16 protein-coding genes are annotated in these 16,628 nt (G+C 46.3%); 14 read left to right on the plus strand and 2 right to left on the minus strand.

Annotation, left to right across the window (positions count from 1 at the left end):
- Positions 1-5: 5 nt before the first annotated feature.
- Positions 6-947 carry an NADP-dependent oxidoreductase gene (locus OL444_RS10620; RefSeq protein WP_264733231.1) on the minus strand — a complete coding sequence of 314 codons (942 nt, stop codon included), beginning with the start codon at positions 945-947 and terminating at the stop codon, positions 6-8.
- A 95-nt stretch (positions 948-1,042) separates the two neighbouring features.
- Here OL444_RS10620 and OL444_RS10625 point away from each other — a divergent pair, with 95 nt between their 5' ends.
- From OL444_RS10625 to OL444_RS10690, 14 genes are all read left to right on the plus strand, one after another.
- Entirely contained in the window at positions 1,043-1,900 is an 858-nt protein-coding gene (locus tag OL444_RS10625) for an AraC family transcriptional regulator (RefSeq protein WP_264733230.1), read from the plus strand.
- Positions 1,901-1,990: 90 nt separating this feature from the next.
- Entirely contained in the window at positions 1,991-2,953 is a 963-nt protein-coding gene (locus OL444_RS10630) for a polyprenyl synthetase family protein (RefSeq protein ID WP_264733229.1), read from the plus strand.
- An 18-nt stretch (positions 2,954-2,971) separates the two neighbouring features.
- Positions 2,972-3,892, plus strand: a complete 921-nt coding sequence (locus OL444_RS10635; RefSeq protein ID WP_264733228.1) for a class I SAM-dependent methyltransferase — start codon at positions 2,972-2,974, stop codon at positions 3,890-3,892.
- Positions 3,893-3,971: 79 nt separating this feature from the next.
- Positions 3,972-4,463, plus strand: a complete 492-nt coding sequence (locus OL444_RS10640; RefSeq protein ID WP_264733227.1) for a hypothetical protein — start codon at positions 3,972-3,974, stop codon at positions 4,461-4,463.
- Positions 4,464-4,484: 21 nt separating this feature from the next.
- Positions 4,485-5,039 (plus strand): DUF1415 domain-containing protein, encoded by a 555-nt coding sequence (locus tag OL444_RS10645; RefSeq protein WP_264733226.1) that lies wholly within the window; start codon positions 4,485-4,487, stop codon positions 5,037-5,039.
- A gap of 53 nt (positions 5,040-5,092) precedes the next feature.
- Entirely contained in the window at positions 5,093-5,452 is a 360-nt protein-coding gene (locus OL444_RS10650) for a nuclear transport factor 2 family protein (RefSeq protein ID WP_264733225.1), read from the plus strand.
- A 76-nt stretch (positions 5,453-5,528) separates the two neighbouring features.
- Positions 5,529-6,086: a Crp/Fnr family transcriptional regulator gene (locus OL444_RS10655; RefSeq protein WP_264733224.1), complete on the plus strand. Its 558-nt coding sequence runs from the start codon at positions 5,529-5,531 to the stop codon at positions 6,084-6,086.
- Positions 6,087-6,140: 54 nt separating this feature from the next.
- Positions 6,141-6,740 (plus strand): NAD(P)H-dependent oxidoreductase, encoded by a 600-nt coding sequence (locus OL444_RS10660; protein ID WP_264733223.1) that lies wholly within the window; start codon positions 6,141-6,143, stop codon positions 6,738-6,740.
- Positions 6,741-6,823: 83 nt separating this feature from the next.
- Positions 6,824-7,918: a metallophosphoesterase gene (locus tag OL444_RS10665; RefSeq protein ID WP_264733222.1), complete on the plus strand. Its 1,095-nt coding sequence runs from the start codon at positions 6,824-6,826 to the stop codon at positions 7,916-7,918.
- Positions 7,919-8,005: 87 nt separating this feature from the next.
- Positions 8,006-8,932, plus strand: coding sequence for an alpha/beta fold hydrolase (locus OL444_RS10670; protein WP_264733221.1), 927 nt, complete (start codon positions 8,006-8,008; stop codon positions 8,930-8,932).
- A gap of 288 nt (positions 8,933-9,220) precedes the next feature.
- Positions 9,221-9,781 (plus strand): RNA polymerase sigma factor, encoded by a 561-nt coding sequence (locus OL444_RS10675; protein WP_264733220.1) that lies wholly within the window; start codon positions 9,221-9,223, stop codon positions 9,779-9,781.
- A 90-nt stretch (positions 9,782-9,871) separates the two neighbouring features.
- Positions 9,872-10,942 carry a FecR family protein gene (locus OL444_RS10680; protein WP_264733219.1) on the plus strand — a complete coding sequence of 357 codons (1,071 nt, stop codon included), beginning with the start codon at positions 9,872-9,874 and terminating at the stop codon, positions 10,940-10,942.
- A gap of 96 nt (positions 10,943-11,038) precedes the next feature.
- Entirely contained in the window at positions 11,039-14,392 is a 3,354-nt protein-coding gene (locus OL444_RS10685) for a SusC/RagA family TonB-linked outer membrane protein (RefSeq protein WP_264733218.1), read from the plus strand.
- A 28-nt stretch (positions 14,393-14,420) separates the two neighbouring features.
- Positions 14,421-15,983, plus strand: coding sequence for a SusD/RagB family nutrient-binding outer membrane lipoprotein (locus OL444_RS10690; protein WP_264733217.1), 1,563 nt, complete (start codon positions 14,421-14,423; stop codon positions 15,981-15,983).
- Positions 15,984-16,061: 78 nt separating this feature from the next.
- Here the strand turns inward: OL444_RS10690 and OL444_RS10695 are convergent, their stop codons facing one another.
- Positions 16,062-16,598 (minus strand): hypothetical protein, encoded by a 537-nt coding sequence (locus OL444_RS10695; RefSeq protein WP_264733216.1) that lies wholly within the window; start codon positions 16,596-16,598, stop codon positions 16,062-16,064.
- Positions 16,599-16,628 lie beyond the last annotated feature (30 nt).

Raw genomic sequence — 16,628 nt, forward strand, 5'->3', positions numbered from 1 at the left:
CTTTATTAAAGGGTAACAATTACTTTTCCTCTTGTTTTACCTGTGGCTACCTGTTCGTGTGCAGCGGCCATGTCGGCAAAAGGAAAGGTGTGTGAAATATGTGATTGAATAATACCTTTTTCCAGCAGGTTGGCTAGCTGCTGCATGTCTTTACCATTAGACGATACGAGCACGAAATAACCTTTGATGCCTTTGGCAGTGGCTTTCTCCGTGATGCCTTCGTGCAGGCCGGAGGGGATGGTGATCAACGTACCGCCGGGTTTCAATACTTCCAGGGAGCGTTCAATGTATGCGCCGCCGATACCGTCCAGTACAAAGTCTACATCGCTGATGGCTGTTTCAAAGGGCGTTGTCTGGTAATCGATGAAGGCATCGGCCCCCAGGGATAATACGAAGTCTTTGTTGGCAGCGGATGCGGTACCCGTAACATGTGCGCCCAGGTGCCGGGCTATTTGTACGGCATAGTGGCCTACGCCGCCGGCAGCTGCGTGAATCAGTACTTTTTGTCCGGCTTGTACGTTGCCATTGGTTACGAGGGCCTGCCAGGCAGTTAAAGCGGCCAGGGTAGCTGCTGCTGCGGCTTCATGGCTGATGTTGGCGGGCTTGCGTGCCAGGTGATCTGCCGGTGCGGCTACATAGGCTGCATAGGCTTTGCCTGTACCCGGGAAATTGACCATACCAAATACTTCATCGCCCGGTTTGAATGCCGTCACGGCTTTGCCGGTGGCCGTCACTACGCCGGATATATCCCATCCCAGTATCAGGGGATCATTATCTTTTAATTTGGCATAGAATCCTTTCCCTGCCCGTGTTTTAACGTCTACCGGGTTGATGCTGATGGCCTTTACGGCTACCAGTACTTCATTTTCACTGATCACTGGTTCGGGAAGGTCTGTATGTATAAGCTGGTCGGGGTTTCCCGCGTTTTCCAGTATAATTGCTTTCATGTTATATCTTTTTGATGGTGTAAAATTGTACAATTTTATTAGTTTTGTACTTGTACAATTTTTCGTTTCTTTTGTAACATTAAGTATAAAACAAAATGGCCCGGGAAAACTTATATCAACCATTTGATATTGTATATAAAGAGCTGGATGAATGCCCGATGCATATGCGGCAACATAACTTCTTTGAACTGGTATATATTATAAAAGGCGAGGGGCAGCAGCAGGTGAACAACAACACCTTTCAGTACCACCCCGGTCACTTGTTTCTATTAACGCCACAGGATACGCACCAGTTTAAAATAGCCGATACCACCGGTTTCTTTTTTCTCCGTTTCAACGACATTTACCTGAAAGCGCAGTCGGATGCACCGCTGCATACCAAAGCGTGGCTGCAACGGATGGAATTTATTCTGCAGAATGCCAGTCACCAGCCCGGCTGTATCCTGTATAATGCAGCCGATAAAGCGATGGTAGACGCCCTTATTGCCGGCCTGCTGAAAGAACAACAAGGGCAGCAGGTGTATCACCTGGAAGTAACGCAGCAGCTGGTGAATACACTGATTACCATCGTTGCCAGAAATATAGCCATGAAGCTGCCGGCAGAAGTAAAGGATTATACGAGCGAAGTGGTGCTGGAAATTATCCGCTATATACAGGAGCATATTTATGCACCTGAAAAGTTGAAAGCAGAAGTGGTGGCGAAAAAATTTGGTATTTCTGTCAGCTATCTGGGACGCTATTTTAAAAAAAATGTAGGGGAAAACATGCAGGACTATATCACCCGGTATAAACTGAAACTGGTGGAAATCCGCCTGCAGCACAGTGATATGCGGATTAATGAAATTGCGTGGGAGTTTAACTTTACAGATGAAAGCCACTTAAACCGGTTGTTTAAAAAACACCTGGGCATGAACCCTTCCGTATTCAGGAAAAACTGGGCAAAACGAGCCTGATGTGGTGTGCTGCTTATCACTACCCGCCCGATTATCTGTTGTGGGCCCGGGTTGGTTGAGGTGTAATCCTTAATTTCGTGCCTGTTTATTATGCAACTGACAAAAAAAGTAATAGCACAGGCACTGCACCGGTTTGATGAAATGTTCGAAGATACGATGAGAAGCGAGGTGTCGCTGCTGGATCGGATACTGCAGGATATTGCTGCGCACAAAGGGAAACAGATGCGGCCCATGTTTGTATTGTTATGTGCACAGCTGGGAGGTGAAATTAATGACAGCAGCTATCGCGCTGCTTTATTGGTAGAGCTTTTACATACGGCATCTCTGGTACATGATGATATGGTGGATGATGCGATGAAAAGAAGGAGCGCCTTTTCTGTGAATGCGCTGTGGAAAAATCGTATATCCGTGATGGTGGGTGATCACCTGTTTACCAAAGGCGTACTGCTGATGTTATCCAACCAGGATTTTGACTTGTTAAAGATTTATTCAGATGCCATCCGGCAGATGAGTGAAGGAGAATTACTGCAGATGACCCGGTTGAATAAACTGCATTTTGAGGAGCAGGCCTATTACGATCTGATTCATGCGAAAACGGCTTCTTTTCTGGCGGCAGCCTGTGCTGCGGGCGCCGCTTCTACCTGCAGGGAACAGGCAGCAGTAGACCGGTTGCATGCATTTGGCCGCCAGGTAGGTATGGCTTTTCAATTGAAAGACGACCTGTTTGATTATGGCCATACCGACATCGGTAAACCTACCGGTAATGATATCAAAGAGAAAAAAATCACCCTCCCGCTGATCTATACCTTACAGCATAGCGATACCTCCCTGCGGAAAAAAATACTGCATATTATCAAACATAAAAATACAGACCGGGAACAGGTAAACTTCATCCTGGAAACTGTGCACCGCACCGGCGGTTTGGAATATGCCACGGAAAAAATGTTTGCCTTCCGCGATGAAGCTTTTCAGCTGTTGTACACGTTTCCGGCTTCTCCTACCCGCGACGCATTGGAAGAGTTGGTAAGATATACGACCGACCGCAAATATTAAGCGTGTATCTTTGCGTATATGGCGGTTTTCCCGGATCTTATTCACAGTATCGATGTACAGCATGCACATCACAGGCAGCGCAACCTCTTTTATGAAAAGGCGGACAGGCTCTTCTGGATGCCAGCCACGCGGGCGTTGCTGACGCGCAGCCGCACGGAATTACTACAGTTATCGGCAGCAGGTAAATTGCTGCCATTGGCAGACTATCTCACCTTAACAGCCCAGCGTGCTTTTTGCAGGGTGAATCAATATATGCAGGTGGCGGGTACGGCCGGCAGCGCGTTGAAAGCTCTGTACGTGCAGCTGATCGACGAAATAGCAGCTGCACTGGAAAGCTCTGCAGATATAGATTTCGATACGCTGGAACAACAACATATACAGCGTTTACGTAACTGGCTGCTGCAAACGAATCCTTTTGTGGCAACTTTAAACTCATCGTTGCAACCATTTGTGCAGGAAGTAGTATGTGCCGAATATGCACCGGCTACGCAACTGCAGGTGTTGCAACTGGATCTGTCGGCTATTCGGGAACCCTTGCTGGACATAGGTTGTGGCCCGCATGCCTATCTGGTTCGTTACCTGCGGGAACAGGGAGTGGATGCTTACGGTGTAGACCGGTTTATAGAAAAGCCGGCGCCCTGGCTGTATACCGGCGACTGGATGACTTATACATACACGCCTGGTTACTGGGGAACGATGCTCTCCAATCTCTCTTTTTCCAATCACTTCCAGCATCATCACCAGCGCAGCGACGGAGAGTACCTGGCATATGCCGGAAAATACATGGAGATCCTGGCCGCATTGCAGCCTGGAGGCAGCTATCACTATGCACCACATCTGCCGATGATAGAAACATACCTGCCACCGGAAGTATATCATATCCGGCATCACCGCGTGCAGGATCAGTTGATGTGTGCCATCATACAGAAGCACAGCTAATCTTTGATCATTCTTAAAGTAATATATGTTCAATTTTATTAGAAACTGGTTGGGCCAACAACGTAATAATGTTGAAAAAATGACAACTGAACAGTTTAACCGGAGCGATAAGATGCAGCTGATCCGCGCATATTTATCAGCTCCTTCCGGAGACTTCTTTGAAACCCATTTCTTTGACACTTCCGATATTGTGATGTGGATTGACTGGGGAGATGAAGAAGACGACATGGTGCGGTACTGTGAAAATGTATTACACACCGGTCACCTGCGCGCTGAAGTGAATGCTTTGCCGGGAGAAGAAGGATGGGAGCTGATTATCGACTATAAAGGAAAAACGCACCGCATTCATTTAACGGCTACACCACAGGACAGGGATGACGTATTGCTGCAACTAAACCGGATTCTTAATCCGGACTACCAGGTACGTTTTTGTAATGTGTCTGATGGCAGCGATAGTCTGGCTTTTCTGCCTTTGACGTTGTCACAATGGGCCAGTCTGGAACAGGAGTTTCCGGAACAGGTGGAAGCCTGTTTCACCCTGCTTTCAGAAGACCATCCGCTATTTAGCTGATGATTATTTACCTTTACTGCTATGATAAATCAGGCAGGACAAACAGCGGAAGTGATCGCGCAAACAAAGAACTGGATCCGGGAACTGGTGATCGGATGTAATTTTTGTCCGTTTGCCGCCCGGGAAGTAAAGCGCGACAGCATCCGCTACCAGGTAGTGAATGTAACGACTGTGTTGAGTGCCCGCCAGGTATTCCTGGATGAATGCAAGTACCTGGACCGTCATGATAGTGTTGAAACTACCCTGATTATTTTTCCCGCTGGTTTTGAAACCTTTGATGCGTATCTCGCACTCACGGCGGCCGTAGAGAAATGGTTGCAACAGAAAAAATATAATGGCATCTACCAGGTAGCCAGTTTTCACCCGCTGTATCAGTTTGCCAATGCCGATGGGGAAGATGCGGCCAATTATACCAACCGCTCTTTATATCCGATGTTGCATTTGTTACGGGAAAAGAGTATCCGCAAGGCATTGGCGCATTATACTGATCCTGAAAATATTCCGGTACGAAACGTAGCGTTTGCCCGTGATAAAGGAATGGCCTATATGAAAATGTTAAGGGATAGTTGTTTTTAAGATTAGCTATATTTATAGATAGACAATTTTCTAACCACCAAAACCATAAGATCATGTCTGTTGAAAAAATTGCTGTCCGGCTGGCAGAACTTTGCCGCCAGGGAAAATACGAAACCGCGCAACGCGAATTATATGCGGAAGAAGTAGTGAGTATAGAACCGTATCCTACCGCTGCTTTTGAGAAGGTCACCAAAGGCCTGGCCGCCATCATAGAAAAAGGCCACAAATTTGAATCGATGGTAGCTGCTATACATGACACGACTGTTTCCACACCGTTGATAGCAGGGAATAGCATTGCTTTTAAGCTGACGATGGATATTACAATGAAAGGGCAGCCGCGGCAGGTGATGGAAGAAATATGTGTATATGAAGTGAAAGACGGTAAAATTGTAGCAGAGCAGTTTTTTATGTAAACCCGCCAGTATACTGGTTACCGCAAGTATAGCTGCCCTCCGGCGGCTATATGTGATTAACTGCTATCTTTACAGTATGATCGAATGGCTTCGTACGTTTAATATTTTGCAGGAAAGTGATTTGCAGCAACTGCAAACATTATTGAAACCTATCAAATTGCTGAAAGGGGAACACCTGGAGCAGGAAGGTAAAACTTCCCGGCAGCTGTGTTTTCTCACTAACGGCATCCTGCGTTCCTATTTTACCAATGATAACGGGGAGCCTATCACCAATTGTATCATTTTTGAAAAACACTGGATTGCAGCGCTCACCAGTTTTATTACCCAGCAGCCGGCGCAGGAAAACATCCAGGCCATTGTAGACTGCGAATTGCTGGCACTGGACAGAAACACCTTGTATACGTTGTACGAAGAAAATATCCGCTGGGCCAATATGGGCCGGGTGCTAATAGAAAAAGAGTTTGTAGAGATGGAACAACGTATCCTGGCGTTTCAGAAATTGCCCGCGAAAGACCGCTATGAGCGCCTGTTGCAGGAGCAACCCCGTTTGGTGCAGCAGATTCCCCTGCAATACCTGGCATCCTATCTGGGCATTACCCCACAGCATTTAAGCCGGCTCCGGAGAGCTTCCTGATTTCTTAACAATTGTTCAGTTGAAATATTTTTCCACCGGCTAATTTTGCGGTCTATGAAACAGCAATTAACCGGTGGAAGGCCGAAAATAGTGATTATCAACGGCCATCCCGATACAGAAAGTTACAACTTTGCCCTGCATGCTGCCTATAAAAAAGGGGCGTTGTCAACGGGGGCGGAAGTGCGGGAAGTAACCCTGGCACACCTGCAATTTAATCCGAACCTGCAACACGGCTACCGCAAAAGAATGGAACTGGAACCAGATCTGCTGGCAGCCTGGGAAAACATTGTATGGGCGGATCATATGGTTTGGATCTATCCCTTGTGGTGGGGTGGCATGCCGGCTTTGCTGAAAGGTTTCCTGGATCGTTTGTTCCTGCCGGGCATGGCTTTTAAATTAAAAAACAAGCATACCATTATTGGATTGCTGGCAGGGAAAACGGCGCGCATCATCAGCACCATGGATTATCCGGCGTGGTATTACAAATGGTTTATCCGGCAAACAGGTACCCGGGTAGTGAAGAAGATGATTTTAAGTTATTGTGGTATTAAAACAACCGGTGTCACCTACATCAGTCCTATCATGGATTCAACGCCTGCTTTCCGGGAAAAAAATATCACGATGGTGGAAAAGATGGGTAGTAACTGGAAATAAAAAACGGATTTTAAAGTACTGTCATCATAAATTGCACACCATCTCCTATCTTTAGTGCTTCGGTTCTATAAAAAGGATATAAGGTGAAAAAAGCACTCAAAGCAATCTTCCGTAAACCCGTTATCTGGCTGGCCAACAAATTGTCGTCCCAACCTGACCGTAAACTGGTATTCGATGCCCTCTCCCAACTACATGATGCGATACTGGCCGGTAAGGAAGAACAAGGCGTCATCCTTCCCTGCGATTACGAAAAAGCGCGCTTCATCATATTTTCAGATCAGCATAAAGGAGGAAAAGATGCCGCCGATGATTTTATGGCGGCAGAAGAAAATTACCTGACCGCCTTACGGTATTATCATGATCAGGCATTTACCTATATTAACCTGGGCGACTGTGAGGAGTTGTGGGAAAGTACGCCGTCAGTAGTGATCGAAAAGAACCGTTTGTCTTTGGAGGAGGAAGCCCGCTTTCTGCTTCAAAGACGCTATTACCGGGTGTTTGGCAATCACGACCTGGAATGGCATTACCTGGTGCCCAGGAATCAATTTCTGAAACCATTGTTTGGTAAGCAGTTGAAGCTGTATGAAGGCATCATCCTGCAAATGCGTTATCAGGACACAGATTACCGCATTTTTTTAACACATGGTCATCAGGGAGATAAACGCAGTGATGGCAATGCTTTCAGTAAATGGTTTGTTGCAGCGATCTGGACGCCGATACAACGTTTGTTGGATATTCGTATGGATACTGTGTCTGATTCTTTTGATCTGGTAGATACCCACAACATTATGATGTATGAATGGAGTGTGCGGTATAAAAATACCCTGTTTATTTCCGGGCATACTCATAAGCCTGTTTTTGCGTCGTTGGATCATATCGACCGGCTGACCAAACAACTGGAAAAGGCGCAGGAGCGCGGCGATTCGCAGCAGGCGGCCTTTCTGAAAGAAGCGCTGGGCAAACGGCAGGCAGAGTATGCAGGGAAAACTTTTGTGAAAACGATGGCCCATCCGTCTTATTTTAATACCGGCTGTTGTTGTTTCAGTGATGGAGATATTACCGGTATTGAGATCGCTGATGGTTTTATCCGGCTGGTGAAATGGGAGCAGACCGGAAAGGAGGTACACCGGCTGGTGTTGGAAGAGTGTCCGTTATACTATCTGTTTGAGCAGTTGTAGGGATCTACAGGTAGGTTTTTCCGCAGGAAGATCAAAAAATGACGGGAATGCTGTAACTTCCGGAACTAATACGTTAGCCGCGCTTTTATGAAAATACTTTATTTGTTTCCCGCTTTTTTCTTCCTCCTGTTTGGTGTGCGTGCCCAGCAACTGGATTCGCTTAAATATCCCAACGGTTATCTTTATTATCATACTTATGGTTCCGGTGAACCGGTCATTGTTTTAACCGGTGGCCCGGGCAATTCCTGCTTGCAACAGCAGGAGCTGGCGATAGAACTGGGTAAGCGTTACCGCAGTATTTTACTGGAGCAACGGGGTACCGGTTTATCGATACCGGTGCCGTTTGATTCCACTACTATCAACCTGCGTTCTTCGCTGGAAGACCTGAACCGGTTAATGGATCATCTGGGTATCAGGCAAACTTTGTTTTTCGGACACTCCTGGGGTGCGATGCTGGCGATGTGCTTTGCTGCCAAATATCCGGAAAAGGTAAAAGGACTGGCGCTGGCCTGTCCGGGATATTATAAGTTTGATCCGGATCTGTTTACCACCCACGTCAATAACATGCGGGTACGGTTAAGCATAGCAGACCTGGCCCGCCTGGACTCCCTCGATAAAAAGGTGAACGGCGGCAAGGGAGATGGCGCCGATTCCACTGCCCTGAACCGGTTGATGCGGATGACCTACATCTACAACAAGTTGCTGCTCGACAGTATGATCGGGAAATTTGATGTGGCAAAGTCGAATATTAAAATGCAACAGTTGATGGTAACGGATCTGAAACGGGTGCATTATGACCTGAGCAAAACATTGCATCACTATAAAGGTCCGATAGAAGTGATTTCCGGTGCACAGGATCCGCTGGCTTTTTATACCTACGAGTTTAAAATCATCCATCCGGCGATGCAGCTGCATTGGATTCAGGCTTCCGGCCATTTCCCGATGTTTGAGCAGCGGAAAGATTTTTATACCACTTTATCTCAGGTCATGAAAACATTGAGCCGCCGGCAATAAAGTGGTAGTCACTGCTTCTTTTAGGCGTATTACCGGCTATCCATGGCTTATATGATGACAGATCATCCAACTTACATTTATATAGAAAAGCTCCGTAACCTGTCAGGGACGGAGCTTTTGCTTTTAGTATCATTGATGTTGCCCTGTTTTTACTGCTGACGTAGGGCCGCATCCGTTAGCCGGTATTCCTTTGTTTCTAGTTAACCTATTGAGTTTTTACTATCTTTAACCACCCGCTTTCTATTTTTGGATAAGGGGAACCACCCAAAGTACTTACTATAAAGAAAAATGAACAGTAATGAGAGCATTCTCTGGGATAATTTCAGGAACGGAGAAGCTGATGCTTTATTAACGATTTATGAGCTGCTGTACCCGGATCTCTTGAAAAACGGGCTCAGTATTGTAGCTGATGAACACCAGGTAAAGGATACGATCAATCAGTTTTTTTTGTATCTGTGGGATAACCGGGAGCACTTGAATCCTCCACAGCACTTAAAGGCTTATATCATTGTTTCTTTCCGGAGAAAACTGATTTACGATGTGAAGCAACATCGTAAAATGAGTTTGTTGACGATAGATGAGAACTGGGCAGAACAATCCCAGGAAGATAATATCATCGCCGATCAGACTTATCTTGAATTACAGCTGCGGGTGCGCAAAGCCATTGAAAAGCTGCCCCGGCGGCACAGAGAGCTGATTATGCTCAAATATTATGAAGGACTGAGTTATGAAGAAATAGCGGAAAGGACTTCCCTCAGTATGCGTACAATCTACAATAAGCTACACGAAGCGATCAAATTATTAAAAGGTGAAGTTTTCTGGTTAATCCTGCTGTATATCAATCGCTGACACTAAATTTTTTCTGCTGCAAAAATAAATCTGTTAAAAAACAGGTAAAAATGAATTTCCCGATTCTCTTAGTTGTAAAGGACCGAAAGAATGAATTACGGGGATTACCAACTCGAGGATTTTTTAACAGATGCCTCTTTCCTTAATTATTGCTTGCGCAATAATGAGGAAGATGTCCTGTTCTGGGAGAATTGGCTGGCCGCTAACCCTGACCGGCAGCCCATCGCAGCGCAGGCGCAGCAGCTGTATGCCCTGATCGGAAAAGATCTGGCCACCCGTGAAAAGTATCAACCTGAGCTGGAAGCATTTAAAACCTTATTTGCCGAACATATACAGCAGTCGTCTGCAGCTCCTGCTGTAACAGACCTGCAACGTCCCCTGTACGCCCGTATAGGCCGTTGGCTGGCTGCAGCTGCCGTTACTGGTACGCTTTTCCTCGCCGGCAGATGGGTATATTATGACTACCTCGTGAAAGATACTACGGTGGCCGTACTCCAACCGGCTGTACCAGATAGCATTCCTGCCAAAAAAACCTTCCGGTTACCCGATGGTACTGTAGTAGTTGCAAATGCCAATAGTACGATTTCTCTGGAAGACGGATATAATGTCCGCAACCGGCTTGTTCAACTCAATGGAGAAGCATTTTTCGAAGTTTCCGGCAATGAACGCCTCCCGTTCCGCGTAAAATGTGGTGATGTCATTACCACAGCGCTGGGTACCTCCTTCATGGTCCGGTATTATCAGCATGAATCAGGAACCAAAGTATCCCTGGTAACAGGAAAGGTAAAAGTACAGCGCGCCGCCACCAAGGCCGGAGCGGATGTGGATATTGCCTACCTCGATCCCGGACAGGAATTAATAGTAGATCGTAAACATAACAACCAGATAAAGAAAAACGAGTTTAAAATCGAGGATGCCATCCTGTGGCAACAGGACCTGCTTGCCTTTAGAGATGCCAGGTTTAATGAGATTGTAACCAAACTGGAAGATTGGTATGGTGTTAAAATAGCTGTCAGAAATATGCCCGCGGTGAGTAAACATTTCACAGGTGAGTTCAGGAATAAATCGCTTAAAAATGTACTGGAAGCGCTGAGCTTCGCGCATAAATTTGAGTATTCCCTTACTGCAGATACTATTCGTATTACATTCCCGGAAAACTAAAACAATCGATTAACGGATTATTATTCCTATAACATTTATTAATGCTTATGCTATAAATCTTCATGTAGAAAATCTTATACTCTAAATTCCAACTTTATGAAATGCACATCTTTACCCTTTTATCGGATGATAAAAAGATGGACATTGACAATGCTGCTATTAGCGTTGTTAATGCCAGGCCTGAGCGCTAAAGCAAGCCAGGTGATACGCATAGGATTCAACGACGTAAAGCTGATCCAGACGCTGGAACGTATTGAAGCTGTCACACCGTTCAAATTTATTTACAACCGCGAGGACATTGACGCCAACAAAAGGGTGAACATCCGGGAACAGGATTGGACTATTAATGAGTTGCTGGAGGAAGTTTCCAACCAGGCTTCTCTGAGTTTCAAAATCGTGGATGGCATTATTGCTGTGGCTCCCAAAGGCCATGCCGGCGCTGCTACTGCTGCCCGTTCATTTGCAGAAGTGAAAGGACGCGTAACGGATAAAAGCGGTATGGGTTTACCAGGTGCTTCCGTTAAAGTAAAAGGTGGTACCACCGGAGCTGCTACCAACGGTACCGGTCATTTTACTATCCAGGCTGCTCCTACAGATGTACTGGTAATATCTTATACCGGTTACCTGAGCCAGGAAGTAGTGGCAGGTAATGGCGGTCCGCTGAACATTGTACTGGAAGAAGATACCCGCGCGCTGAGCGAAGTAGTGGTAACGGCATTAGGTATACGTAAAGAGAAAAAAGCCCTGGGTTACTCCGTTACAGAAGTAAAAGGAAGTGAACTGACACAGGCGAGAGAAGTAAACATCGCGAACTCCCTGGTAGGTAAAGTAGCCGGTGTAAACGTTAACTCCGTATCCGGTGGTCCCGGCGCTGCTACCAACGTAACCATCCGTGGTATTTCCAGTCTGAGTGGTTCCAACCAGCCGTTGTATGTAATCAATGGTGTACCTATGAGTAACGAAAGCGTGCCCATTACCAGCAGATGGTCTAACGTATCTGACCAGGGTGATGGTATCGGTAACATCAACCCCGATGATATCGAAAGCATGTCTGTACTGAAAGGTGCTGCGGCATCTGCATTGTATGGTTCCCGTGCAAAAGCCGGTGTTATCCTGATCACCACCAAAAGCGGTAAAGGTAAAGGTACCGTAGAGTTTAACTCTAACTTTGTACTGGATAAAATAATCAACCTCACCGATTTCCAATATGAGTATGGTAATGGTTCCAACGGCGCCAAACCTGCTAACCGGACAGCTGCATTCAACACTGGTAACGCCAGCTGGGGTGCCAAACTGGACGGTTCCAATGCCATTCAGTTTGACGGCGTAGAACGTCCGTATGTAGCACAGAAAAATAACCTGAAGAATTTCTACAACGGTGCCAATACGTTTACCAATACCATCTCTTTCTCTAAAGGACTGGACAACAATGGCGGTATCCGTTTTTCTGCCAGTGATATGAATAACCGTGCGGTTACGCCCAGCGCTACTTTGAAAAGACAAACATTCAGCCTGAACGTAAACTATAATGTTACCAAACGTTTAGCCGTAGATGCACGGGCCAACTACATCATTGAAAAAGCGAATAACCGTCCTATCCTGAATGATGGTGCGGGTAACTCCAACTTCCAGGTGATGTTCCTGCCTACCAGTGTGAATGTAAATGACCTGAAACCTGGTTTCAGACCAGATGGCAGAGAGTTACAGTTTGTAGATAATATCTATGCTACCAACCCTTGGTTTGCAGCAGAAAAATTCATCAACAACACCAATCGTAATCGTTTCATCGGTTCCGGTAGTCTGCGTTACACATTCGACAATGGCCTGTACTTACAGGGTCGTGCGGGTCTGGACGCCTACAACAACCGTAATACTTTCGTAGTGCCTAGTGGTACCGCTTACCTCGGACCATTGGTAAATGCCAACGTAACAGAAGCTTCCATCCTGTTTTCCGAAATCAACATAGATGGATTGGCCGGTATGCCAATCAAGGTAAATAAAGACCTGACCATCACACCGCAGGTAGGTGCCAACCTGAGAAAGGTAAGCAACGAAACCAGCACCATTGGTGGTACGACGCTGAATATGCCTTTTGCATATGATGTTTCCAATATTAAAAGCCAAAGCACTTCCTACAGCCTGATCAGACAAGAAGTGCAATCCGTATACGGTACCCTCGAAATCGCCTATAAAGGCTTGTTGTACTTGAATGCAAGTGCACGTAATGACTGGTTCTCGACCCTGGCTCCTTCTAACAAACTGGATGTATTCTATCCGGCCGTAAGCGGTTCCTTCATTTTCTCTGAACTGGCTCACCCCAGTTGGCTGAGCTTTGGTAAATTAAGAGCTGGTTATGCAGTCGTAGGTGCTGCTACCGATCCTTATCTGACTATGCTGAACTATGGTGTAGGTTTGCAGAACGGTGCGAGCGCCTTTATCTCTAACATCGGTGGTAAAACCCTGGGCCGTGTAATTAATACCAGCATTCCTTCCGGCGCCCTGCGTCCTTCCAAAGCTTCTGAAATAGAAGTAGGTGCGGAACTCCGTTTCCTGAATAACCGTATAGGCGTGGATGTTACCTGGTACAACAAAACATCCAAAGATGAAATTGTACAGGCGCCTGCTTCCGTTACTTCCGGTTACAGCAACGTAATCCTGAACATCGGTAAGCTGCGTAACACCGGGGTGGAATTATTACTGACCGGTACGCCTTATCAGACTAAAAACTTTACCTGGACCACCTCCCTGAACGGTTCCATGAACAACAACACCGTACTGGAACTGGCTGCAGGTCAATCTTCCCTGCTGGTAGCTGAATCCCGTGTAGACAATGTGAGCATTGCCAACATGATCGGATTACCGGTAAACCAGATCATCGCGACCGATTACAAACGTGATGAAAGTGGTAAAGTATTAGTGGATGCCAATGGTGCACCATTAAAAGGGGAAAGCAAAAACTACGGTTCCGGTTACCACAAATGGACCGGCGGCTGGAATAACGAATTCTCCTACAAACGTTTTAACTTCTCTTTCCTGATTGATGGTAAATTTGGTGGTAAAGTATTTGCTGCGACCGACTACTACGCCTATGGATTTGGCTTGCACAAAGCCACCCTGGAAGGCCGTGATAAAAAATACGGTAGCGCCAATGCAGAACCACAGACTTACTACACTAAAATGAGAGAAAACGTAACTTCGCTGTTCGTACAGGATGCCAGCTTTATCAAATTACGTCAGGTAACCCTCGGTTATACATTCCCTTCCCGTTGGTTTAATAATGTGATACAATCTGCTACATTAAGCCTGGTAGGTCGTAACCTGCTGATCTTGATGAAAAAGACCGATAACATCGATCCGGAGTCTGCTTACTCCAACGTAGCGCAAGGTCTGGAATTAGGTGGTGTACCTCCTACCAGAAGTTACGGTTTCAACCTGAATGTAAAATTCTAAGACGTTACCACGTTTAAAACTTATTAAAATGAAGAGAAGATTCATCAAAACATACGGTATTGCCTGTCTGGCTGCTGCAGGACTGTTCTTTACATCCTGTACCAAAAAATTTGAAGAGATCAATACCAATCCATCCAGCTTTTCCCCTAATAACTACGATCCGAACTACCTGTTTACTTCTGCACAGCTGTGCTATACCGGTAGCCGCGATAATGGTTTTGATACCTGGAGAGCCAACATCCTCGGTACTTCCTCCTTTATGCAGCACTTTGCTACCATTGGTGGCGTAGGTAACTGGCCGGGAGATAAATATGTACAGGTAGAAGGTTATATCGCTGCCTATTGGGGTAATACCGTAAATGGTGCTTACCTGGAGCAGATCAACCCGATTGTGGAAGCCCTGAAATTCTCAGAAGGTAAGGAGAAATACAGAAACCTGCACCAGATGTGCCGTATCATGCGCGCCATGATGCTGCAACGTATCAGTGACCTGTATGGAGATATTCCTTACTACAAGGCGGGACTGGGTCTTTACACCCAGGATTATTTCCCTAAATATGACAGACAACAGGAGATCTACGGTGACCTGCTGAAAGAAATAGAAGATGCTACCAACAAGCTGGATCCGGCTGCAGAGAAACCTATCGGTGATCTGTTCTTCGACGGGGATATCGCCAAATGGAAACGTTTTGGTAACACCCTGTTGCTGCGTACCGCTATGCGTTTAACCAAAGTAGATCCTGCCACTGCCAAAGCGTATGTAGCGAAACTGGTAGGTAAAACAATGGAAAGCAATAAAGACAATGCGATTGTGATCCATGATGCTACCGATGAAAGGGTAACGTCTAACCGCGTATCCCTGGTGTTGAACCTGACGGATTTCGACAGCAACCTGCGTCTTTCCAAAACCTATATCGACTTCCTGAAAAACAACAATGACCCACGTCTGGCTGTGGTAGCACAGCTGGCCAATGGCGACAAAGCTCCTGCCGTGCAGAAAGGGCTGCCGAATGGTTATGATGTATTGGGTCGTGCAGAAGATATCAGCAATGCACCGGGTCATACCGGCACCCGACTGGAAAACTATTCTATGTTGAACAGATTGCTGCTGAAGAAAACCAGTCCTACATTGGTACTGACCTATGCAGAAAGTGAATTGCTGCTGGCAGATGCTGCACAACGCTGGGGTGTAGGTGGTAATGCTGAAGAACACTATAAAAATGGTGTAAGAGCAGCGATTACCCAGTATGGTATCTATGATGCCACTACGGCGATTGATGAAACAGCGGCAAACGCTTACCTGACAGCACATCCGTATAATGCGGCAAAAGGGCTGGAAATGATTAACGAACAGTTCTGGGCTGCTACACTGTTCAATGGATACGAAACATGGTGCAACTGGAGAAGAACCGGTTTCCCTGTGCTGAAAGCGGTGAATTATCCCGGTAATAATACCAATGGTACTATTCCGCGTCGTTTCCCGTATCCGGCATCAGAAGCAAGTTCTAACCCGGTTAACTATAAAGCTGCAAGCTCGGCTGTACCCGGCGGTGATTTCCTGACCGGCAGGGTATGGTGGGATGTGAATTGATAAATCGGATAAATGACAAAAAAGTAGCCGTCCCACTAATGGGACGGCTATCTTTTTTTAGATGGCAAAGGTATGAAACTACGTTGTAGCGTTAGTAGCAACAGCCGATGCGCAATAATCCACAACAGATAACCCCGGTTGTATTTTCAGGGTAAATGTTTCCACCCAGGCCGCCATGCCCCCCGATGGCCTGTTGGTGGTGGATAGAACCAGATGATCACCTGCCTGCATAACCAGCATGAGCGGATCGGTCAGGTAGTGGATCGCTACCTTGTGCGCTTCCGGGTTGCGGAGGTCAGAGTCAAGGATCTCAAATTCATAAGTTGCAAAAGGTACATTGCACCGGCCACGCATATCTTCCAGTTTGGGAATATAGTTGTTCAGCTCACCCACGTATAACCCGATAGCGAAGCCAACTTTATAATGCAGGGAAGCTGCTTTCGGATTATGCGCCAGGAGCTCCTGCCAGGTATTACAAGTGTTTTCCCGATTGTAGACCTGTGCCTGTATCGAAAATTCTGCATAGGAATCGTGGAAAACATTTTCTTCAAAAGTACCGGCATAGCTGGCATCTATTACCTGCCGGTAAGAGAGTTTTATAAAAGGATGGCTCATATCAGTTAACATACAGGGTGAAAAGACAAA

It is taken from the genome of Chitinophaga nivalis (assembly GCF_025989125.1).
In the GTDB taxonomy this organism is placed as follows: Bacteria; Bacteroidota; Bacteroidia; order Chitinophagales; family Chitinophagaceae; genus Chitinophaga; species Chitinophaga nivalis.